General features: G+C 47.2%; 24 protein-coding genes. 19 read left to right on the forward strand and 5 right to left on the reverse strand.

All coding sequences use genetic code 11. The annotated features are described in order from the left end of the window. Positions 1-24 precede the first annotated feature (24 nt). From DT065_RS15530 to DT065_RS15605, 15 genes are all read left to right on the forward strand, one after another. Positions 25-2,430, forward strand: coding sequence for a Na+/H+ antiporter subunit A (locus DT065_RS15530; protein WP_114374932.1), 2,406 nt, complete (start codon positions 25-27; stop codon positions 2,428-2,430). Beyond that, on the forward strand, positions 2,417-2,839 hold the full coding sequence (locus DT065_RS15535) for a Na(+)/H(+) antiporter subunit B (protein ID WP_114374933.1): 423 nt from the start codon (positions 2,417-2,419) through the stop codon (positions 2,837-2,839). Before DT065_RS15530 ends, DT065_RS15535 begins: the two co-directional genes overlap by 14 nt. Before the next feature lie 2 nt (positions 2,840-2,841). After that, complete coding sequence (locus DT065_RS15540; protein WP_114374935.1) at positions 2,842-3,180, forward strand: Na(+)/H(+) antiporter subunit C; 339 nt, start codon at positions 2,842-2,844, stop codon at positions 3,178-3,180. Continuing rightward, entirely contained in the window at positions 3,173-4,651 is a 1,479-nt protein-coding gene (locus tag DT065_RS15545) for a Na+/H+ antiporter subunit D (RefSeq protein WP_114374937.1), read from the forward strand. Before DT065_RS15540 ends, DT065_RS15545 begins: the two co-directional genes overlap by 8 nt. Before the next feature lie 18 nt (positions 4,652-4,669). After that, positions 4,670-5,146 carry a Na+/H+ antiporter subunit E gene (locus DT065_RS15550; RefSeq protein WP_114374939.1) on the forward strand — a complete coding sequence of 159 codons (477 nt, stop codon included), beginning with the start codon at positions 4,670-4,672 and terminating at the stop codon, positions 5,144-5,146. Continuing rightward, the gene (locus DT065_RS15555; protein WP_114374941.1) at positions 5,146-5,430 is read left to right on the forward strand and encodes a Na(+)/H(+) antiporter subunit F1; all 285 of its coding nucleotides are present in this window, start codon (positions 5,146-5,148) and stop codon (positions 5,428-5,430) included. The genes DT065_RS15550 and DT065_RS15555 overlap by 1 nt, the downstream gene beginning before the upstream one ends. Beyond that, positions 5,408-5,833 carry a Na+/H+ antiporter subunit G gene (locus tag DT065_RS15560; RefSeq protein ID WP_114374943.1) on the forward strand — a complete coding sequence of 142 codons (426 nt, stop codon included), beginning with the start codon at positions 5,408-5,410 and terminating at the stop codon, positions 5,831-5,833. The genes DT065_RS15555 and DT065_RS15560 overlap by 23 nt, the downstream gene beginning before the upstream one ends. Before the next feature lie 35 nt (positions 5,834-5,868). Then, complete coding sequence (locus DT065_RS15565) at positions 5,869-6,579, forward strand: FadR/GntR family transcriptional regulator (RefSeq protein ID WP_114374945.1); 711 nt, start codon at positions 5,869-5,871, stop codon at positions 6,577-6,579. 77 nt (positions 6,580-6,656) lie between these two features. Further along, positions 6,657-7,385: a (Fe-S)-binding protein gene (locus DT065_RS15570; RefSeq protein WP_114374947.1), complete on the forward strand. Its 729-nt coding sequence runs from the start codon at positions 6,657-6,659 to the stop codon at positions 7,383-7,385. 2 nt (positions 7,386-7,387) lie between these two features. Beyond that, a complete protein-coding gene (locus tag DT065_RS15575) occupies positions 7,388-8,818 on the forward strand; it encodes a LutB/LldF family L-lactate oxidation iron-sulfur protein (protein WP_114374949.1) in 1,431 nt (476 codons plus the stop codon). Continuing rightward, positions 8,811-9,530 (forward strand): LutC/YkgG family protein, encoded by a 720-nt coding sequence (locus tag DT065_RS15580; RefSeq protein WP_114374951.1) that lies wholly within the window; start codon positions 8,811-8,813, stop codon positions 9,528-9,530. Before DT065_RS15575 ends, DT065_RS15580 begins: the two co-directional genes overlap by 8 nt. A gap of 344 nt (positions 9,531-9,874) precedes the next feature. Next, on the forward strand, positions 9,875-10,780 hold the full coding sequence (locus tag DT065_RS15590) for a nuclease-related domain-containing protein (RefSeq protein WP_160112595.1): 906 nt from the start codon (positions 9,875-9,877) through the stop codon (positions 10,778-10,780). Between the two features lie 135 nt (positions 10,781-10,915). Then, a complete protein-coding gene (locus DT065_RS15595) occupies positions 10,916-11,527 on the forward strand; it encodes a hypothetical protein (protein WP_114374957.1) in 612 nt (203 codons plus the stop codon). 21 nt (positions 11,528-11,548) lie between these two features. After that, positions 11,549-11,824: a hypothetical protein gene (locus tag DT065_RS15600; protein ID WP_114374959.1), complete on the forward strand. Its 276-nt coding sequence runs from the start codon at positions 11,549-11,551 to the stop codon at positions 11,822-11,824. Beyond that, positions 11,787-12,482, forward strand: a complete 696-nt coding sequence (locus DT065_RS15605) for a YhgE/Pip family protein (RefSeq protein WP_114374961.1) — start codon at positions 11,787-11,789, stop codon at positions 12,480-12,482. Before DT065_RS15600 ends, DT065_RS15605 begins: the two co-directional genes overlap by 38 nt. 78 nt (positions 12,483-12,560) lie before the next feature. Here the strand turns inward: DT065_RS15605 and DT065_RS15610 are convergent, their stop codons facing one another. The 4 genes from DT065_RS15610 to DT065_RS15625 form a co-directional block, all read right to left on the reverse strand. Beyond that, entirely contained in the window at positions 12,561-13,772 is a 1,212-nt protein-coding gene (locus DT065_RS15610) for a CynX/NimT family MFS transporter (RefSeq protein WP_114374963.1), read from the reverse strand. A gap of 69 nt (positions 13,773-13,841) precedes the next feature. Continuing rightward, positions 13,842-14,447 carry an alpha/beta hydrolase gene (locus DT065_RS15615; RefSeq protein WP_114374965.1) on the reverse strand — a complete coding sequence of 202 codons (606 nt, stop codon included), beginning with the start codon at positions 14,445-14,447 and terminating at the stop codon, positions 13,842-13,844. Between the two features lie 14 nt (positions 14,448-14,461). Then, positions 14,462-15,433, reverse strand: a complete 972-nt coding sequence (locus DT065_RS15620) for a ring-cleaving dioxygenase (protein ID WP_114374967.1) — start codon at positions 15,431-15,433, stop codon at positions 14,462-14,464. A 3-nt stretch (positions 15,434-15,436) separates the two neighbouring features. Next, the gene (locus DT065_RS15625) at positions 15,437-15,871 is read right to left on the reverse strand and encodes a MarR family winged helix-turn-helix transcriptional regulator (protein ID WP_114374969.1); all 435 of its coding nucleotides are present in this window, start codon (positions 15,869-15,871) and stop codon (positions 15,437-15,439) included. A 137-nt stretch (positions 15,872-16,008) separates the two neighbouring features. On the opposite strand from DT065_RS15625, the gene DT065_RS15630 reads away from it, so the two are divergent. The 3 genes from DT065_RS15630 (at position 16,009) to wrbA (ending at position 18,123) form a co-directional block, all read left to right on the forward strand. Further along, a complete protein-coding gene (locus DT065_RS15630; protein ID WP_114374971.1) occupies positions 16,009-16,917 on the forward strand; it encodes an aldo/keto reductase in 909 nt (302 codons plus the stop codon). 111 nt (positions 16,918-17,028) lie between these two features. Further along, on the forward strand, positions 17,029-17,460 hold the full coding sequence (locus tag DT065_RS15635) for a MarR family winged helix-turn-helix transcriptional regulator (RefSeq protein WP_114374973.1): 432 nt from the start codon (positions 17,029-17,031) through the stop codon (positions 17,458-17,460). A gap of 51 nt (positions 17,461-17,511) precedes the next feature. Next, the gene (wrbA, locus tag DT065_RS15640; RefSeq protein ID WP_114374975.1) at positions 17,512-18,123 is read left to right on the forward strand and encodes an NAD(P)H:quinone oxidoreductase; all 612 of its coding nucleotides are present in this window, start codon (positions 17,512-17,514) and stop codon (positions 18,121-18,123) included. A gap of 468 nt (positions 18,124-18,591) precedes the next feature. Here wrbA and DT065_RS15645 read toward each other — a convergent pair whose 3' ends face one another. After that, positions 18,592-19,536: an aldo/keto reductase gene (locus DT065_RS15645; RefSeq protein ID WP_114374977.1), complete on the reverse strand. Its 945-nt coding sequence runs from the start codon at positions 19,534-19,536 to the stop codon at positions 18,592-18,594. A 142-nt stretch (positions 19,537-19,678) separates the two neighbouring features. Here DT065_RS15645 and tatC point away from each other — a divergent pair, with 142 nt between their 5' ends. Beyond that, positions 19,679-20,416: a twin-arginine translocase subunit TatC gene (gene tatC, locus DT065_RS15650; protein ID WP_227002637.1), complete on the forward strand. Its 738-nt coding sequence runs from the start codon at positions 19,679-19,681 to the stop codon at positions 20,414-20,416. The last annotated feature ends 70 nt before the right edge of the window (positions 20,417-20,486 follow it).

A 20,486-nucleotide genomic window follows, 5' to 3' on the forward strand; every position in this document is an offset into this window, starting at 1 on the left:
GAGTACATAAGGGGTTGATATATCTTGTCTTGGTTACATTTTTTTATTTTGTTACCTTTGTTGTTTGCTATTATTATTCCGATTTTATATAAAAAAATCCCCAAGATACATACCGGCTGGTTCGTAGTGATTGTTCCACTGTCGATTTTTGTTTATTTGCTTACGTTTGTGCCCATGATAGCGGGCGGGGAAACGGCGATGTATACACTGCCGTGGATCCCTGGTTTTAATATTGACGTCAGCTTTTATGTTGATGGTCTAGGACTCGTTTTCGGTTTGATTATCTCGGGGATCGGAACGCTCGTCGTTCTTTATTCCATTTATTATTTATCCAAATGGCGCGAAGCGCTCCATAATTTCTACGTTTATCTCATGTTGTTTATGACAGCCATGCTTGGGGTCGTATTTTCGAACAATCTCATTGTCCTTTATCTTTTCTGGGAATTGACGAGTATTTCCTCTTTCTTATTGATTGCTTATTGGTATGCAAGGCGACAATCGCGTTACGGCGCCCAAAAGGCGATGCTTATTACGATCTTTGGCGGCTTTGCCATGCTGGCGGCGATTATTATGCTTGGCATTATGGGAGATACGTTCAGTATCCGTGAATTGTTTGCCCAGGGCGACCAGCTCGTGCAACACGAGTTGTTTATCCCTGCGATGATCCTGCTATTGATCGGGGCTTTTACAAAGTCGGCGCAATTCCCATTCCATATCTGGCTGCCGGATGCCATGGAAGCACCAACGCCGATCAGCGCCTATTTGCATTCAGCCACGATGGTAAAGGCGGGGATTTATGTTGTCGCCCGTTTTACCCCGTTTTTCGGGGGCACGATGGAATGGTTTTGGTTGGTGACGGGCGTTGGACTCCTCACGCTCCTGTGGGGTTCCCTATTGGCGGTGAAACAGCGGGACTTAAAGGCGTTATTGGCGTTTTCCACGGTCAGCCAGCTCGGGTTTATTATGTCCCTCTTGGGAATGGGCTCAGCAGCGCTTTATTACGGAGAGGGTGAGCTGGCACATCTGCATGCCATGGCAGTCCTTGCTGCTGTTTTCCATTTGGTCAACCACGCCACTTTTAAAGGCAGTCTCTTTATGGTTGTCGGTATCGTCGACCATGAAACGGGGACGCGTGACACTCGTAAACTTGGCGGACTCCTGTCGATTATGCCGATCTCGTTTACGTTAGCGTTGATTGGGAGTTTATCGATGGCAGGCTTGCCGCCGTTTAACGGTTTTCTCAGTAAAGAGCTTTTCTTCACGGGTACGTTAAATGCGTCCAGCCTTGACATCTTCAGGATGGAGACGTATGGATTCTTGATTCCGGTCATTGCTTGGGTTGCCAGTGTGTTTACGTTCATTTACAGCATCATCTTGGTTTTTAAAACATTCTTCGGCAAGTATCAACCGGAACGTCTGGAAAAAGAAGCCCACGAAGCACCGTGGGGGATGCTAGTCCCCCCGGCGATTTTGGCGCTGCTCGTTGTCATGATCTTTTTTCTTCCGAACGTGCTCAGCGACTATATTTTGGAACCGATGGTGGCGTCGATCTTGCCGGCATTGGCCGGTCAGTTTGACTTCCATATTGAAGCATGGCATGGCTTTGAGCCGGAGTTGTTTATGACGATCGGGATTGTTGTCGTCGGGACCATTTTGTATTTGACGCTACGAAAATGGATGGGGTTATACAACAATCTGCCAAGAGCATTGACGATTACCAACGCGTATAATTCGGGACTGAGAGGGATGGAAAGCATTTCGAGGAAAATCACGGATGCGCACATGACCGGGTTTAGCCGCGACTATCTTCGCTATATTTTCGTGATCTTTGTTTTGATTGTCGGTACTCATCTTTTTATGATGGATGCCTTCTCGTTTGAGACGGCCAATGTGGCGAACATCAATCTGTTTGAAATTATTCTTTCCCTTGTGCTCATAGGTGCTACGGCGATGGTTGTCATCACGCGATCACGATTGGCAGCAGTGATCTGTGTCGGCGTCTTAGGCTACGTCGTCGCTTTATTCTTTGTCGTGTTGCGCGCGCCGGATTTGGCATTGACGCAGCTCGCGATAGAAACCGTCACCGTCGCGTTGTTTTTAGTGTGCTTTTATCATCTTCCGCGATTGCGCAAAAAAGAAGATGGCGATGGCTTCAACATACCGAATTTTATCATTGCGAGCGCGGTCGGGATACTTGTTACGTTAGTCGCGCTATCCGCGAACGGTCATCGTATCTTTCCGCCGATTTCGGATTTCTATTTGGACGCTTATGAACTTGCCGGCGCGGCCAATATGGTGAATGCAATTTTGGCCGATTTTCGTGCCCTGGACACCTTGCTAGAAATCTTTGTGCTCTGTATCGCGGGATTAGGGGTGTATACGCTTGTAAAAGTAAGACTGGCAAGGGGGGAGAAGAATGAAAACCAATGATGTGATTCTACAAACCGTGGCGAGTGTTTCGGCGTTTATCATTCTTACGTTTGCCGCTTATTTGTTCTTTGCCGGTCATCATGAACCGGGTGGAGGGTTTATCGGAGGGATTGTCATCGCTTCCGCGCTCGTCCTTTTGTATTTAGCATTTGACATGGAAACCGTCCAACAAGGTATCCGTGTCGATTACAAAATATTAACGGGTATAGGCATTGGTCTTTCGACGATAACGGGGGTTGGGGCCATGCTGCTCGGTTACCCTTTTCTCAGCCATACGTTTGAATATGTGACATTCCCTTTTTTTGGCGAGATGGAACTGGCGACCTCGGTTTTATTTGAGGTAGGCGTTTCGCTTGCTGTTGTCGGGGCCACGATGACGATTATCTTAAGTATCAGTGAGGATGTATAGATATGGAGATTTTAATGTCTGTCCTTGTCGGTATCCTGTTTACAGCCGGGACGTACTTGGTGTTGGCGAAAAGTTTATTGCGCATTGTGCTCGGCACGTCGATTTTAGGTCATGGTGCTTTGCTGTTGCTGCTTACGATGGGCGGAATCAAAACCGGTGCGCCGCCGCTGTTGGGGTTGGAAAGCACAACTTATACCGATCCTTTGCCGCAAGCATTGATACTAACCGCCATCGTCATCAATTTTGGAACGCTGGGCGTTTTTCTTGTCATTGCGTATCGTTCTTATCAAGAGTTGGGAACTGATGATATGGAGGAACTAAGGGGCACTGAAGATGAATAATTTAGTTATATTACCTTTGCTAATCCCGTTGTTGACGGGTATACTACTGATCTTTTTTCGAAAACAAATAAAGGTCCAACGCTATGTGACAACCCTATCTTTATTATTGTTATTGGCTGTTACGGCTTTGCTCACCCATCAGGTCTCTATAGAGGGGCCGCAAACGTTAAACGTTGGAGGATGGGAACCGCCCTTTGGCATTGTGCTCGTCGCTGATATGTTCGCGATGCTGCTCGTGATGGCTACCGTGATTGTAACGTTTTGCTGTATGCTCTATGCATTTCGAACGGTTGGAGAAGAAAGGGAAAAGCATTATTTTTATATGTTCGTTCACTTTATGATCGTCGGTATCATGGGGTCCTTTTTAACCGGGGATCTGTTCAACCTGTTCGTCTTTTTTGAGATTATGTTGCTTTCCTCTTATATACTCATTTCTCTTGGAGGAAAGAAGGATCAATTGCGAGAATCCTTGAAGTATGTACTGATTAATATTGTTTCATCTATGCTTTTTATTGTGGCCATTGCCTATCTCTATAGCATTACCGGCACTTTGAATTTCGCCGATTTGTCGGTGAAAATTGCAGAAACAGGACAAGATGGATTGATTACGACGGTGGCTATCTTTCTTATGCTCGTGTTTGCCATTAAGGCCGCGCTACTCATGTATTTTTGGCTCCCGGGTGCCTATGTTGTGCCGCCAATGGCTATTTCTGCCATGTTCGCCGCGCTGTTGACGAAAGTCGGCATTTATGCCATCTTCCGGACGTTTACGCTTATTTTTTATCACGAAGCCGTCATCACCCATGAACTGATTGGCTGGCTTGGGGTGGCAACGATGATTCTCGGCGGCATTGGCGCGGTCGCGTATTGGGATTTGCGGCGAATCTTAGCATATAATGTGATTATCGCTGTTGGGTTTATCATGATCGGACTTGCTGTTTTTACGGAAACTGCACTGGCCGGTTCCATTTACTATCTCATCCATGACATGATCGTCAAAGCATTGTTGTTTTTACTAGGTGGTGTGATGATTGGGTTAACCGGCACCGACCAATTGCGGGAAATGAGCGGCATGATTCGCAATCACGCCCTGTTAGGTTGGATGTTTTTCCTCGCCGCGTTTGCCTTAGCCGGTGTTCCGCCACTGAGTGGGTTTATCGGCAAGCTGTTGATTTTGGACGGGGCCATCGACGAAGGCTTTTATGTAATGGCGGCGGTCGGTCTGATCACGAGCCTCATGGTGCTTTATTCAGTCATGAAAATATTTATGAATGGCTTTTGGGGAGAAAACCAATTGTCTGTCGAAGATGAAAAAATGTCGACCAAAGGTTTATTGTTTCCGTGTGCAATTTTAGCCGTCTTGAGTATTGGTCTCGGTGTCGGCGTTGAATGGGTGAATGTGTATGCGTTACAGGCAGCGGAAGTGTTGAACAATCCTCAAGTTTACATCGACGCTGTGCTGCAAAACTGATCGAAATGGGGTGAACCAATGCCTTTTCAAATACTGATTAATTTGCTCATCGCTTTTTTATGGGTGACATTGCAAGATGACTGGAGCCTACCCACGTTTACGTTAGGGTATTTGCTAGGGCTGGCAATTGTATTTTTGCTGCGTCGGTTTTTTAACGAAAAGTTTTATTTGCACAGGGTTTGGGCGATTTTCGTTTTATTTCTCATTTTCTTATGGGAGCTGATTCATTCAACCATTGTCGTTACCGGACAAATTTTACGTCCAAAATTAAATATTACGCCCGGGGTTTTCAAGTTGGAAACAGAGTTGGAAAGCAATTGGGAAATTACGACACTTGCCCTACTTTTTATGCTCACGCCAGGTTCGGTCGTGATAGAAGTCTCTCCGGACAGGCGAACGTTTTATATGCACGCGATGGATATTCCCATATCCAGCGATATGGTTCTCGCCTCACACGTGCGATTTGAAAAAGCGATTATGGAGGTGACACGCTAATGTTTGATGCTATCCTTCTGTTGATGCTTCTTTTGCTGGCGATCGCGATATTGGCGGGATTATATCGCGCGATTAAGGGGCCTTCAATGGCTGATCGTGTCATCGCGCTGGACCTCATCAGTATCATGATGATCGCGTTGATCGGCGTCGTCTCCATTTACCTGGAAACAGACGCCTTCCTGGAAGCTATATTATTGCTCGGAATACTGGCGTTTATTGGAGCGGTCGCCTTCGCGAAGTATATTGAAAGGGGTGTGATCATTGAGCGAAAACGTGATGATTGAAATACTTGTTTCTATCTTGCTGATCGTCGGTGTTATTATGATTCTTATCAGTGCGATTGGACTTATTCGCCTTCCTGATGTTTATACGAGATCACATGGAGCAACAAAAAGTGCAACGCTTGGTGTCCTGTGTACATTGGCCGGGGTTTTCCTTCACTTTGGCCTGGTGGAAGGTTTTTATAGTGTCCGTTTGCTCTTGGGGATTGTGTTTGTATTCCTGACCGCACCTGTCGTTGGTCATGTCTGTTGCCGTGCGGCTTATCGCTCGGGTGTACCGCTCGCTGAAGGGAGTGCGCAAGATGATCCCCTGGAAGAAGTTTTAGGCGATGTTGAAGAACGGAGTCGCAAAAAAGAAGAGGAAATGAATCTTAGGCGTTCGAAGAAGGGAAACGTTTCCGAATGAGGGGCGTTTTCTTTTGCTGAAAAAAGGAGAAGGTCATGAATTTTGGACAGGTTTATTCGAAAAAAATATATGAACAAGTTGCTGATCACATAAAAGAACGTATTGATAACGGTGAATTGCAACCGGGGGATCGGTTGGCTTCCGTGGAAAGGTTGGCACGCCAGTATGACGTCGGCCGTTCTGCGGTTCGCGAAGCACTAAGCGCCCTCAAAGCCGTAGGACTGGTGGACATCAGGCACGGGGAAGGCACGTTCGTGAAAGCTGCGAATCGCCTCACGCTAAAATTGCCGGTATCCGCTTTATTAACGATGAACCCGGAAGAGATTCGCGAACTCTTGGAAGTGAGAAAAATTGTAGAAGTCGGAGCGGCAGAGGGCGCAGCGCGTCGTTGTCAAGAGAGCCAACAGACATTAATCGAAGAGGCCCTAGAGCAGATGGCAGTACCACTTAGGGATGAGAAGCTCGGTGAAGAAGCCGATTGGCAATTTCATCTCGCGATCGCGCGAGCCACGCAAAATAACATGCTTACCGATCTTCTGGAAAACATTGCGCAAAAAACGAAGCAGACGATGCTTGAGACAAGAAGAATTTGGCTTTTTTCCGAAAAAGTTAGAGCGGAACGCCTATACGAGCAACATGTGCGTATCTATGAAGCGATAAAAGCAGGCGATGCCACACTTGCACAACAACGCATGCGAGAACATTTGGAAAGCGTGGAACACGTTTTGTTTCAGGAGGAAAAATAAAAGGTTATTGAATTATGAAACCGCTGTCGTTTATACTTAGAGAACAGGTCATCTGATGACTGAAAGGGGGGCTTTTTGTGAATGTGTCACTTTTTATTACTTGTTTAGGCGATATGTTCTATCCGAATGCCGGGAAGGCAACGGTTGAGCTTTTGGAAAAGGTTGGTTGCACTGTGGATTTTCCGACACAACAAACGTGTTGTGGTCAACCGGCTTTTAACAGCGGTTATCACAAGGAGGCACGCAAAGTTGCAAAGCAATCGATTGAAGTGTTCAAAGATTCAGCCTATGTTGTGACACCCTCCGGATCCTGTGCTGCTATGCTGCATGAATACAGCCATTTATTGGAAGGGGAGCCTGAGTGGCAAGCAGAAGCAGAGGCGTTGAGCGCGAAAAGCTATGAATTGACACAATTTCTCGTCGATGTGCTTAAGGTTGAGAACACCGGCGCATCTTTTCACGCGAAAGCGACTTACCACACGTCTTGCCATATGACGCGCCTGCTCCAAGTCTCGGAAGCACCACAAACGTTACTTAGCCATGTCGATGGTTTAGAGATGCTCGATTTGCCGCGTAACTATGATTGCTGTGGGTTCGGCGGCACGTTTGCCGTTAAAATGCCGGAGATTTCCAAAGAAATGGTCGATGAAAAAGTGAGCTGTATTCATGAAACGCAAGCCGATGTTCTCATCGGCGCCGATGCCGGTTGTTTGATGAACATAGGCGGGCGTATGGATCGCGAGAATAGTCCCGTGAAAGTCATGCACATTGCCGAAGTCCTTAACTATACAGAAGAGGGGGGATAAGCATGCCACTTCGAGTGGGGGAAAAAGATTTTCAAACACGCGTGAACAGAGGTTTGGAAGATGCTTTTATGCGTGGCACGGTCCGCTCGGCTCAAGAACAATTACGGACAAGAAAGCAAGCGTCCTCGGAAGAGCTCGGTGACTGGGAAGCGTGGCGGACACTTGGGGAAGAAATCCGCACCCATACCCTCGAGCACCTCGATTATTATCTTGAACAATTAAGCGACAAGGTGGCAGAACGCGGTGGCCATGTTTATTTTGCCAAGACCGCTGAGGAAGGGAACGCCTATGTGCGGCAAGTGGCCCGTGAAAAAGAAGCGAAAAAAATCGTGAAGTCGAAATCGATGGTCACCGAGGAGATGTCGTTAAATGATGCGTTGGAGAGTGATGGGCTGGAGGTCGTGGAGACGGACTTGGGGGAGTACATTTTGCAAGTCGATGATCATGACCCGCCATCCCATATTGTGGCACCTTCCCTGCACAAAAATCGCGCACAAATTAAAGACGTTTTTGCCGATAAAAAAGGCTATGAAAATAGTGATAATGCCAATGACATCACCCGTTTCGTTCGAGGCGAGCTGCGCGAGGAATTTCTCGATGCTGACATCGGCATCACAGGTTGCAATTTTGCCGTTGCTGAATCGGGAACGATTTCGCTTGTCACCAATGAAGGGAACGGCGACCTCGTCACAGCGTTGCCGAAAACACAGATTTCCGTGATGAGCATGGAACGGATCGTGCCCACGTGGGAAGAGCTCGATGTGATGGTGAGCTTGCTCTGCCGTTCCGCCGTTGGCCAGAAGCTAACGTCCTACATTACTGCCTTAACGGGGCCGAAGAGTGAAGATGAAATCGATGGCCCGGAAGACTTTCACCTCGTCATCGTTGATAACGGCCGCTCCGATATCCTCGGGACGCAATTTCAATCGGCCCTTCATTGCATCCGCTGTGCCGCGTGTGTGAACGTATGCCCGGTTTACCGCCACGTCGGCGGTCATGCTTACGGCTCCATCTATAATGGCCCGATCGGCGCGGTGTTAACACCGCTTTTGGATGGCTACGAGGATAACAAGGATCTTCCCTACGCCTCTTCACTTTGTGCCGCTTGTACAGAAGCATGTCCGGTGAACATCCCTTTGCATGAGCATCTAATCGCGCATCGCCAAATCATTACGGAAAAAGAAAACCTCGGTCCCATGCCGGAAAAATGGGCGATGAAAATGTTTGGCACGGGTGCTTCTGCGCCGAAGCTCTATCGGCTGGGATCCAAGCAGGCGCATCGCGTCATGCGACCATGGACGAAAGGTTCGAGGATTTCGAATGGACCGGGGCCATTAAAAGCCTGGACAAATTTTCGCGATTTACCGGCTCCGTCCAGTGAACGTTTTCGCGACTGGTTTGCAAAAAGAAGGAGGTCTAATTCTGATGAGTAGAGGCACGATTCAAGGACGAGAGGATTTTTTAAATCTAATCTCCGAAAAGATCGGGCGGCCACGCAGCGAACATGTGGAACGCCCCGAGTGGCAAGCGCAACCGCAATGGGATGTTTTTGCGGATGAAAATACTGATCAGCTCTTGGAACGGTTTAAGGCGCAGTGCGATAACATTCATACTAAGGTGGTTGAAACAAATGCCGATGGGCTCCGGGAAGCGGTAGCGGAAACAATTGGCGGGTATGAATCGGAATCAGTGATCATGTGGGATGATGACAGACTTGAACGCGCGGGGCTTGACGAAGGGTTTCGCTCGCAGATGCACACGTTGGGCGTGGAAACTTTTGTTTGGGACACGTTAAAAGGCGAAGACAGCATTGAGTTTGCAGAGCGCGCCGGGGTCGGCATTACGTACAGCGATATGACATTGGCTGAATCAGGCACCGTCGTACTTCTTAACTCGCCTGAAAAAGGCCGACTTGTCAACCTCCTGCCGGAAAATTATATCGCCGTCATCCCCCGCAGTTCGATCGTCCCGCGAATGACCCAAGCGACGCGGCGTATCCATGAACGCGTGCAAAACGGGGAGGATATTCCTTCGCAAATTCATTTTGTCTCCGGGCCGTCCAATAGCGCTGATATTGAAATGAGCCTCGTCGTCGGTGTGCACGGACCGGTGAGAGCGACGTATATTATTTTGGGGGATGTGTGAAGAGAGAGTTGCTGTTGAGAGGGACAATAAAGGAGAAATTGTCCCCTAAAAGTGATGGAGCCACGCCGAGAGGGACAAAAAAGCGGAAATTGTTCGTCAAGAGGTGTCCGAGCCGCCCCGAGAGGGACGATAAAACGGAAATTGTTCGTCAAGAGGTGTCCGAGCCACGCCGAGAGGGACAAAAAAGTGGAAATTGTTCGTTAAGAGGTATCCGAGCCCCGCCGAGAGGGACAAAAAAGGAGAAATCGTCCGTCAAGATGAGGTTTTTTTCAATATAAAATCGTATGGCGGGCTCCTTCCAAGTTCTTTTATGCTATACTTTATTAAAAGAAAGGAAGTGGGCAATGAAAAAGATCAAGGAACGTGAACCATCGACCGAATTAAAAGTATTGCGATTATTGAATCCGATAATGAAACTTTCGGACTATCAGCATTATCTGAATCTGGAAAAAGGGTATATCGGTGAGCTAAAGCTAGACGAATGGCTGGATGGCCTTTTGAATAATTGTCTTGTCGTCAATGACTTGTTGCTCGAGCACAAGGGAAAGATTTTTCAAATTGATTCGCTCGTAATTTTCCAAAGCATAATCTATGTTTTTGACTCGAAATATCATGAAGACGACTTTTATCTTGACGCCAATAAATGGAAAACACTTGCCGGCAAAGAAATAACCAACCCTCAGCCCCAGATGGAACGAGCGGATTCCCTCCTAAGCCAATTGCTTCAACAACGCCTTAACGTCAACATCCCGATTGAATCCTTCCTTGTTTTTACCCACCCTGAATTTTACCTGTACAATGATCCCCCAACACTCCCTGCCATTTTCCCCAACCAGTTTCATCGTTTTATGAAAAAAATGAACAGCATGACGTCGAAACTCAATCGAAGTCATGAAAGCCTTGCTGAACAGTTGGTTGCTCTTCATCTGAATGAATCGCCCCATACCCGTTTGCCCGAGTATGACTATGAACAATTGAAAAAAGGCGTTGTTTGCGGTGAATGTGCATCCTTTATGATTGAAAGGGGACGCGTATGGGTGTGTGCCGGATGCGGCTGTAAAGAATATGCCCAAATCGCAATCATCCGTAGCGTAGAGGAATTTAAGCTCCTTTTTCCGGATCGAAAAATAACCAGCGCCACAATTCGTGAATGGTGCGCGGTGAAAGGTGATCGGAAAAAAATCATCAGAACACTTAACAATTATTTCAAACGCATTGGGCAAGGACCAGCTTCCTATTATATTGATTGATGCCTGAGGTCATTGAGCAATTAAAATACGCCAAAGAAAATTGGGACAAGGATTGTACTTTATAGCGGAGACCCAGAAGAATTTGCAAAATTGATAAAAGAGATCAATGAAAAGCAGTAACAAAGATGTTAGTTGATGCCAGTTTCTTTGCAAATACAGCTTGGGCCGGCCAATGAGTTGGAAGACGGAACCGATGAACTGTTGAGTAGTTTGACGGGGCAAAGCTCCGACATTTCCGAGTTAGCTGACGGGGCAGCGGAGTTAAATGACGGAAGCAATGACTTGGAAGAAGGTGCCGTTGAGGTTTACGAAGGATTGGAAGATGCCCAGGATGGGGTAGAAGCGTTACAAGCGGGGGTAGGGGAGTTTGAAGAGGGAGTAGATGAGCTACTAGAAGGACTCCTTCCAATGCTGCCACTTCTTGACGATTTCCTCCCACTTATTGATGGGCTTGGTGAACTTGATGATGGAACCATAAATCTTATTGAAGATTTACTCGGTATTGAATTCCCAGATCTTGATAATCTCCCAGATTTTGGAGAACTAGACCTTCCGGAAGCCGATCAAATCGAGGCGGATATTTCTGGTGGGATGCAGGAACTCTCAGATGGAGTTGGACACTTGGATGATGGGCTCGATGATTTAGTCGAAGGACAGAACGAACTTGTAGAAGGAGCGGTCGACGTATCCGATGGAGCTGATCAAGTGGCTGATGGAACCGCTTCCGTTGACGATGGCTGGGGATAACTAACCGCCGGAGCCACCGAATTGGATGATGGAGCATCCCAAATCAATGAAGGTACGAGTGCCGTTGACAGCGGCTGGGACGAACTAACCGCCGGAGCCACCGAACTCGATGACGGAGCGTCTCAAATCAATGAAGGTACGAGTGCCGTTGACAGCGGTTGGGACGAACTGACCGCCGGAGCCACCGAGCTGAACGATGGCGCTTTCCAAATCAATGATGGCACGAGTGCCGTTGACAGCGGTTGGGGCGAACTGACCGATGGTGCCACAGGTTGCCGGTATTGCAACCGAGGATGACAACGTCCAAATGTTTGCGTCACCGGTTCAAGATACGGGACAAACGTTTAATAAACTTTCTCAATACCGCCAATCTGAAGCTCCTTATGTGTTATCGATCGCTCTCTTTGTCGGAGCATTATTGATCTCTTTCGTGGTTAACTTTCGTAAACCGGAAGTTTTGCCAACGTCAGGTTTTCAGTGGTTTGCAGGGAAATTTACGGTTATTGCTTCACTTGCTGTTGCTCAGGCAATCCTGCTTTCCCTTATCACAGTTATACTAGGAACGCCGGTCGCAAGCATTTTCAGCTTAATATTGTTCGCCATTTTCGTCAGCATTACATTTGTGGCGATCGTTCAATTATTTGTCTCGGTTTTAGGGCTTATCGGGAAATTCCTTGCAGGGACCTTAATTCTTGTTCAATTGCAGTTGACAGGAGGTCCACTTCCGATTGAACTGCTGCCCGCTGGTGTACAGGGGATAAGCCCTTTACTCCCAATGACGTACGCCATTGAAGGGTTCAAATCTGTCATTAACCTTGGACAGTTTGATGGAGGGAGTATACTCGCGTTATTCTTATTCTTGGTGATTTTTGCAGCAGCCACCCTTGTTTATTTCTTAGTTACATTTTCGAGAAAAAGGGATCAGTTTGATGAAACTGAAAGTGTAACGGCTTAAACAAGATTTGCAGCAAACATTAAGAGAAGCAAAATAGTGCCCTGTCTCGCTTTAAAGAGACAGGGCATTTTTGCTATCTTATGAACGATCCCTCTTCACCGGCTTCTCGGCAAATACATACGTATCCTTTCCGGCACTCCAGCCGGCGATTGCGAGGAGGGTGCTGACGACGGTTAGGATGATGAGAGGCAAAACCCATCCGCCTGTGTAGTCATAAAGAGAACCGAGTAGTATCGGTCCGACCGCTGCCAATAAATACCCGAACGATTGGGCCATACCCGATAACTGGGAGGCTTGCGGGGTCGAGGTCGATCGTAAATTAAATAAAATAAACGATAGACTTATGCTTGCCCCCATGGAAACACCAATAAAAGAAGTAAACACAAAATGAAGCGACAAAGAATTTCCGACAAACAATAGTCCGATAAATCCGATTAAATAAAAAAAGACAATGACGAACACGATGATCCGTTGATTTTGCATGCGGGAGGCGAGGATCGGTGTTAAAAAATTGGCGGGCAGACCGCAAAGTTGCGTGAAACTAAGCAACCATCCCGCCGTCGCGGCATTGATTCCATTTGCTTGCACAATTTCGGGGAGCCATGTGATTAAGCTATAAAAAATCGTTGATTGTAACCCCATAAAAGCGGTGATGTTCCAAGCGAGCGGAGACTGCCAAAGTTTTGGGGCTTCTGATTGTAGGCCGTTATTCTCGGGTTTTTCCGCACTCCGGAGTTGAGTCGTCCAAACCGCCATCGCCGTTACGGCAATCACGCACCAGAATACGAGCGCGCCTTGCCAATCCAATCCGAGATTTATTGCAAGGGGGATGCTGAGCCCGGAGCCAACGGTCGCGAAAAGGCTCATGGATGTTGTGTACACACTCGTCATGACGCCTGTATGTTTTGCAAATTTTAATTTTACAAATCCCGGTAAGAGGACGTTGCAGATGGCGATGCCGATGCCGATAATGGCGGTCCCCATAAATAAAGTGGTAGGATAGCCGCCTGATCGCAAAAGGATGCCAATGAATAACGTAAAAAGCCCTGCGAAAATCGCCCATTCGATCCCCCATTTTCTCGCGAGCCTTGGGGCGGCAATGGAAAGGCCGGCAAACGCGAGCAAGGGAAGGGTCGTGAGCACCCCTACCTGGCTATTCGTTAATTGTAGGTCGTCCCGGATCATGCCGATAAGCGGCCCGACACTCGTGATCGCGGGACGTAAATTAAAGGCAACGAGGATGATCGCGAGGATGATCCATACCTTCGGGTTAAGTATAAGCTTTTTCATGATGTGGAAAGACTCCTTTCTCCCCCTCCCATTGTAGCACGACGAAAAAAAGATGCCTGTCCGGCATCTTTAAAAATTTTTCTTGAACCATTCGCTCGCGGCTTCGACTTCATTTTTTGTGAGTTGATGGCCGGTGTTTTCCCAAAATAATTCGACGTTCGCTCCGGCTGTTTTCAAGGTTGACCCCAATTCTTTTGTTTCTTCCGGCGAACAGATCGGATCTTGTTTGCCTGCTCCGATGAATACAGGCAACTCTTTTAGCGAAGGAAGCGTGACATTCCGCAACGGCACCATCGGGTGATGCAGGATCGCGCCTTTCAGTACATCTTCATAGTGATAGAGCAAGCTGGCCGCGATGTTTGCGCCGTTGGAATAACCGACGGCAACAATCTGATTGCGGTCAAAGCCGTAATTTTCCGCGCTTTCGTCGAGGAAATCCGCAAGCTCCTTTGTGCGCTTTACAAGGTCTTCTTCGTCAAACACACCCTCGGCTAAACGTCTGAAAAACCTGGGCATGCCTCCTTCGGAAACGTTGCCGCGGACGCTTAGTACCGACGATTCAGGGGCAATCATTTGCGCCAAAGGCAACAAGTCATTTTCATCCCCGCCTGTGCCGTGTAATAGCAGAAGAACGGGGGCTTTTTTATTTGTACCTTCCTGGAAAATATGCTTCATTTAGCCATTCCTCCTTAAGAACGTTTCGTATCCAGTGGTTTTAGTTTTGCTTCAATTTGCTCGCGTTGCGGCTCGAGGTAGGGGGGCAATGCTAAAGATTCACCTAAATGGGCCAAATCCTCATCGGTATCGAAACCGGGGCCGTCGGTCGCCAGTTCAAAGAGGATCCCGTTCGGCTCCCGAAAATAAAGGGAGCGGAAATAGTAACGCTCGACAAATCCGGAATTCGGCAATCGGGTATCATTAATATGAGTGATCCATTTCTTTAACTCCTCTTCGTCGTCAACGCGAAACGCGACGTGATGGACTCCGCCCCGTCCCTGGCGTTCAAAGGGAAGATCCGGAGTTTTCACGATATGCACTTCCGCGCCGGTTCCTCCTTCGCCGGTTTCAAATACGAGGGCCTCGCCGTCATCTGTTGTATAGTCGGCGTTTTCTTTTCTGCGAAAGCCCATCACTTTCATTAAGATTTGAGCCGTCGGGTCTGGGTCGCGAACGGTAAGGTAAATGGGTCCGAGGCCGATAATGCCATATTCTTGAGGCACCGGAGCCTCTTCCCATGGTACCCCGCCTGTGACGCCTGTATTAGTCTCATCAGACACGAGGATGAGGCGCTGGCCTTCAAAATCTTCAAAGGCAAGCGTGTTTCGCCCTGCGCGTACGCGAATGTCTTCATGTTCAACGTCATACGCTTCAAACCGTTTTTTCCAATAATCGAGGGCTTCGTCATTTTTTACTCTTAACGATGTTCCGGATATACTGCTTGCCCCCCGGTGATTCGGCGCGGCCATCGGGATTTCGAAAAATGTAAGTTCAGTGCCGGGATTTCCGCGCTCATCCCCGTAGAAAAGATGATAAACGCTAACGTCATCTTGGTTAACGGTTTTCTTGACGAGTCGCATGCCCATCACTTCAGTGTAGAATTCAACGTTTTTGGCGGCATTGGCGGTGAGGGCCGAAAGGTGGTGAATGCCTTTTAATTCCATGAATTAAACATCCTCCTGTTTTTGTAATTTCGTTAACAGCTCAAGCAGTTGCATTTGTTCTTCCTTACTCAAAGCTTGAAATTGGGAGGCCTGGAATTGTTCTTGTCGGGGAACCACCTTTTGGTAGAGGTGTGTTCCCTGCTCCGTTAGAGTGATATATTTTGTTTTCCACTCTTGTCTGCGTGTAATCAATTCTCTGTCTTCCAATTTTCTAATCAATTGCGTAATGTTGCCCTTGGAAACGACCAATTTGTGGGCAAGTTCTTGTTGGGTAATCGGCTGATGGGCACCGATTTGTACGAGCACGTCAAATTGGGCGATCGAGAGATTGTAGGCAGCCAAGTGTTCGTTTGACGCCCTTACGCTTTGATGATAGAAATGGGCGAGCCTAAACCATAGAAGCAGTCCCCGCTGCTTATCGTGTTTGGACAATGTCATGGATAGCCTCCTCATTATTCATCAGTTTATAACTAAACTGATGAATTGTCAATATTTTGGTCTGCGCGGAATCAGATGAATGAAAAGCACCGATAAAGGGTAAGGCATAACAGAGACTATCCGAAGGGGGCTGGACGATGAAATATCGACAATTAGGAAAGACTGACATACAGCTTTCAGAAATAGGCTTAGGCACGATGAGCCTGCCTCTTGACCAGAAAAAAGCTACTGCTATCGTTGATGCTGCCCTTGAAAAGGGCGTGAACTATTTCGATACCGCCGATTTATATAAATACGGTGAGATCGAAGAAATGCTCGGAAAGATTATCAAAGGGCGCCGGGATGATTTTATTTTGGCTTCTAAAGGAGGAAATCATTGGAAACAAGGAAAAGATGATTGGTTTTGGGATCCTTCCAAAGCGTATATCAAGGAAGCCTGCAAAGCCAGTTTAGGGCGGCTCGGCACCGATTATCTTGATGTTTACCAGTTGCATGGCGGGACGATTGAAGATCCCATCGATGAAACGGTTGAAGCGTTTCAGGAACTTCAACAAGAAGGTTACATCCGAGAGTGGGGCATTTCATCGATTCGCCCAAATGTAATCAAAAGATACGCGGGCGCGGGTATCTCCAGCGTTATGATGCAGTACAGTTTGCTTGACCGACGCCCGGAAGAAGAAATGCTTGATTTTTTATATGAAAAAGACATTGGTGTCATCATTCGCGGTCCGGTTGCAAAAGGGATGCTGAGCATGAAAGCAGAGGAAAAAGTGCCGGCGAACGGTTACCTTGGACATACCCGGGCAAAAATCATGCGTGCCGCCGAAAAAGTGCAGCAAATTCGAGGAATGGAAGCGGCCGCACAAACGGCGATTCAATATGTGTTGAAGCACCCGGCTGTTACCTCAGTGACTGCGGGAGCAAGCACGCCGCAGCAAGTGCTTGAAAATATCGGCGCTTCTGAATTGGAACCGTTAACGGAAAAAGAATATGAACGATTGCAAAATAGCATTCCCGCGGAGGTTTATGAACAGCACCGTGTTTAGTGTGATTTGTCAACGGGCGCACAATGAAATTATATTCATTTGACACCCGGGTTTTACCTTGATATAATTTATCTCGGAATCAAGATAAATAATCCGAAAGCAGTGACTACTATGGAAGAACAAGATTTATCGTTGAAATTGCTCGTCGTGTTAATGAAAGCTGAACATGCAGTCGCAAGCGCTACCCAAGCGGATATGAAACGCTATGGGTTAACGCCGTCGGAGTTTGCGGTGTTGGAATTGTTGTACCATAAAGGCGATCAACCGATTCAACAACTCGGAAAGCGGATCTTGTTAACGAGCGGAAGTATCACCTATGTCGTTGACAAACTAGAGAAAAAAGGATTGTTGGAAAGGGTTCGTTGCACTGAGGACCGCCGTGTGGTCTATGCGTCCATAAATGAAGAGGGTAAATCATTTATGGCCCGTGTTTTTCCTCAGCACCGGGAATCTGTTCATAACATGTTTGAGCAATTGAGCTATGAAGAAAAAGAAACGATGATCGAGTTGCTGAAACGAGTAGGATTGTCTCTTGGTGAGTAAACTAGCGTCTGAACGGGCACCGTCCGTCGCAAACATAAGGAGGAAGATTATATGAGTAACCTAAAAGTTGCCGTCATCTATTACAGCCAAACCGGGACCAACTATCAAATGTCACGATGGGCAGAAGAAGCTTTAAAAGAAGCGGGTCATGAAGTGAAAGTCGTTCGTGCCGAGGAACTCGCGCCGGCCGAAGCGATTGCACAAAACCCAGCTTGGGAGCAGCACCTCGAGGAAACAAAAGATGTTCCCGTAGCTACACCGGATGATCTGGATTGGGCAGACGCCTTTATTTTCAGCACACCGACACGTTTTGGAAACGTTCCGGGCCAAGTGAAGCAACTGCTTGATCAGTGCGGCGGCCTTTGGGGAGCAGGAAAACTTGTCAATAAAGTCGTCAGTGGTATGTCTTCGGCGGCGAACGCACATGGCGGGCAGGAAGAAACGATTCACGCTCTCTACACAACCATGATGCACTGGGGTGCGATTATCGTGCCACCGGGATACAGCAATGAAGTGATTTTCAGTTCCGGCGGCAACCCTTACGGAACATCGACAACGGTCGATGGTGAAGGCAATATGGTAGAAGATATCGAAGAAGCGGTTAAACATCAAGCAAGACGAACAGCAGAAGTTGCTACTTGGCTGAAAAACGGCCAGCAGTAAGATGAAGGAAAAAACCAAGCCCGATTTTTGGGGGCTTGGGTTTTTATTTAGCCGCCCATGCGTCATAATGCGAGTAAAAAAATTGATGTTTCCAGGTTTCTAATCCGACTCGAGGTACGAAAAAGCGGAAGTTGTCCCTCAAAAGGTGGTTGATCCGTCCCGAGAGGTACGAAAACGAGGAAAATGTCCCTCAAAGGGTGGTCGATCCATCCCGAGGGGTACGACAACGAGGAAATTGTCCCTGAAAAGGCGGCCGATCTATCTGGAGAGGTACGAAAAAGCGGAAGTCTGAAGCACATGGTACCGTAATCGGAGATTTCTCTCATTCAGAAGGGAGCATTCAATTGCTGCCAATGATTGTTTGATTTTTCCTTCTGGTTGTTTATGGTGCCCTGGTGTCGGTTCCATCCTCCGATTAGAGTACCGTAAGCTTATGAAAGGCGTAGCCACTACTGGCTACGCCTGCTGTTATGAATATACCTTTTTGAAAATCTTGTCGATCTGTTCAATCTCTTTTTCAGTCAGATGGACATCGGCCACTTTTAAGCTGTTCGTCACTTGTTCTGGTCGTTTGGCTCCGGGAATAATCGCGTCGAGCGACGGGCGCGAGAAGTACCAAGCAAGGACAACATGTGCGATTTCAGCGTCTTTGGCTTCTGCAATCGATCGAAGCTGCTCTACTCTTTCCAGGTTACGTTTGAAATTTTCGCCTTGAAAGGAAGGTCTGCTTGCGCGAACACCCGAAAACGTATCGTTTTCATTGTATTTGCCCGCCAATAGACCGGACTCAAGCGGGAAAAAGGGAACAAATGTAATGTTTTCCTTTGCAGTATAAGGCAAAAGTATCTGCTCAGCTTCGCGGTTCAGTAAGTTGTACTCCCCTTGGAAAACGTCGACATATCCATCTTTGTTTGCGTCTTTTAATTGATCAATGGAAAAGTTGGATACGCCGATGGAACGGATTTTGCCCTCGTCTTTCAATTCTTTTAAAGCACCGACAGCTTCAGCTTTCGGTGTCTCTTCATCCGGATAATGAATGTAAAATAAATCGATATAGTCGGTTTTGAGCCGTCGAAGGCTAGCGTCCACCGCTTCTTTTAAGAAAGACGGGGAATTGTCTACGACCATTTCTTCTCCGACAAATTTATTGCTGCCTTTGGTGGCAATCACGATGTCTTCACGTTTGTATTCCTTTGCCACTTCACCGATCAGCTCTTCCGAGCGCTCGGGCCCATATATATAAGCGGTGTCGAGATGATCGATGCCATTGTCGAGTGCGGCACGGACAACATTTCTTCCTTGTTCTTCATCCAGCAGATTCGGGTAAATGTTGTGGCCGCCTACTGCGTTCGTTCCGAGCCCTATCGGATTAACGGATACGTCTGAGTTCCCTAAATAAATACGATTTGCCATACGGTGTTCACTCCCTATGCTAGTTATTCTGTCGGCAACATTTGCTATACCCTCCCGGTTGATCGGCTAAACATTGCATAAGCTTCATGATTTAAGGGGAGCATAATGATCGGTAAATGTTTGCAGGAGGGGGTTTATTTTCATGGCTTCAAGTGAGAGCACCGCGATGGACACGCAGCCGGCAATGGATCATATCATAATACTACGAGGCGCCGTTATTCGGAGTTTATTCGTTTACGCGTTTATGTTTATCACCATCTTTATTTTGTTACGTTTTTATGTGGATCTATTAACCGGAGATCACCAGTTGGTGATGCTCGGTCCCCTCGATACGTTACGACTTTATTTTACCTTATCGGGCGTGCTTGGACTCGGTTTGTCAGCACCGTATTTGGCGTTTGAGGCCTGGCGTTTTGTGAAACCGGCGTTAAGTGAAAAAGAGGCAGGGGCACTGTTTAATTATATTCCGGCGATTTTCTTTTGTTTTATTACCGGCTTGGCCTTTGGATTTTTTATTATCCACCCGCTCGCGTTTTCATTTCTTATGAATTTAGGGGAAGCTCACTTTGAAATGATGATCACCGCCCAGGAATATTTTTCATTCATGGTAATGTCGACGATCCCGGTTGGTTTTTTGTTTGAATTGCCGGTCGTACTCATGTGTTTGACTTCATTTGGTCTGCTCAATCCTTATTCGTTAAGAAGCGTTCGCAAGTATGCGTATTTTGCCTTATTTTGTGTCTCGGTTTTGATCACCCCGCCGGATTTTTTGACTGATGTTCTGATCGTTCTTCCGTTTATTATCCTCTATGAAATCGGAATCATGTTATCGATCGGTGTCTATAAGCGCAAGCAAGAAGAAAAAGCGACGGAAGTTTGACCGTGGGGTATATTTTCGTGGAAATATGATTCCCGGAAATCCCTTCCATTTGCTTGTTGGGGATTATTTT

Origin of the sequence: Salicibibacter kimchii, assembly GCF_003336365.1 — a bacterium.
GTDB lineage: Bacteria > Bacillota > Bacilli > Bacillales > Marinococcaceae > Salicibibacter > Salicibibacter kimchii.

What these genes read in the sequence shown, in the direction of transcription:
- DT065_RS15535 (WP_114374933.1), top strand. Translation starts at nt 2,417, where the DNA reads ATGAAAACCAATGATGTGATTCTACAAACCGTGGCGAGTGTTTCGGCG.
- DT065_RS15540 (WP_114374935.1), top strand. Translation starts at nt 2,842, where the DNA reads ATGGAGATTTTAATGTCTGTCCTTGTCGGTATCCTGTTTACAGCCGGG.
- DT065_RS15545 (WP_114374937.1), top strand. Translation starts at nt 3,173, where the DNA reads ATGAATAATTTAGTTATATTACCTTTGCTAATCCCGTTGTTGACGGGT.
- DT065_RS15550 (WP_114374939.1), top strand. Translation starts at nt 4,670, where the DNA reads ATGCCTTTTCAAATACTGATTAATTTGCTCATCGCTTTTTTATGGGTG.
- DT065_RS15555 (WP_114374941.1), top strand. Translation starts at nt 5,146, where the DNA reads ATGTTTGATGCTATCCTTCTGTTGATGCTTCTTTTGCTGGCGATCGCG.
- DT065_RS15565 (WP_114374945.1), top strand. Translation starts at nt 5,869, where the DNA reads ATGAATTTTGGACAGGTTTATTCGAAAAAAATATATGAACAAGTTGCT.
- DT065_RS15575 (WP_114374949.1), top strand. Translation starts at nt 7,388, where the DNA reads ATGCCACTTCGAGTGGGGGAAAAAGATTTTCAAACACGCGTGAACAGA.
- DT065_RS15580 (WP_114374951.1), top strand. Translation starts at nt 8,811, where the DNA reads ATGAGTAGAGGCACGATTCAAGGACGAGAGGATTTTTTAAATCTAATC.
- DT065_RS15590 (WP_160112595.1), top strand. Translation starts at nt 9,875, where the DNA reads ATGAAAAAGATCAAGGAACGTGAACCATCGACCGAATTAAAAGTATTG.
- DT065_RS15595 (WP_114374957.1), top strand. Translation starts at nt 10,916, where the DNA reads ATGCCAGTTTCTTTGCAAATACAGCTTGGGCCGGCCAATGAGTTGGAA.
- DT065_RS15605 (WP_114374961.1), top strand. Translation starts at nt 11,787, where the DNA reads ATGGTGCCACAGGTTGCCGGTATTGCAACCGAGGATGACAACGTCCAA.
- DT065_RS15610 (WP_114374963.1), bottom strand. Translation starts at nt 13,772, where the DNA reads ATGAAAAAGCTTATACTTAACCCGAAGGTATGGATCATCCTCGCGATC.
- DT065_RS15615 (WP_114374965.1), bottom strand. Translation starts at nt 14,447, where the DNA reads ATGAAGCATATTTTCCAGGAAGGTACAAATAAAAAAGCCCCCGTTCTT.
- DT065_RS15620 (WP_114374967.1), bottom strand. Translation starts at nt 15,433, where the DNA reads ATGGAATTAAAAGGCATTCACCACCTTTCGGCCCTCACCGCCAATGCC.
- DT065_RS15625 (WP_114374969.1), bottom strand. Translation starts at nt 15,871, where the DNA reads ATGACATTGTCCAAACACGATAAGCAGCGGGGACTGCTTCTATGGTTT.
- DT065_RS15630 (WP_114374971.1), top strand. Translation starts at nt 16,009, where the DNA reads ATGAAATATCGACAATTAGGAAAGACTGACATACAGCTTTCAGAAATA.
- DT065_RS15635 (WP_114374973.1), top strand. Translation starts at nt 17,029, where the DNA reads ATGGAAGAACAAGATTTATCGTTGAAATTGCTCGTCGTGTTAATGAAA.
- wrbA (WP_114374975.1), top strand. Translation starts at nt 17,512, where the DNA reads ATGAGTAACCTAAAAGTTGCCGTCATCTATTACAGCCAAACCGGGACC.
- DT065_RS15645 (WP_114374977.1), bottom strand. Translation starts at nt 19,536, where the DNA reads ATGGCAAATCGTATTTATTTAGGGAACTCAGACGTATCCGTTAATCCG.
- tatC (WP_227002637.1), top strand. Translation starts at nt 19,679, where the DNA reads ATGGCTTCAAGTGAGAGCACCGCGATGGACACGCAGCCGGCAATGGAT.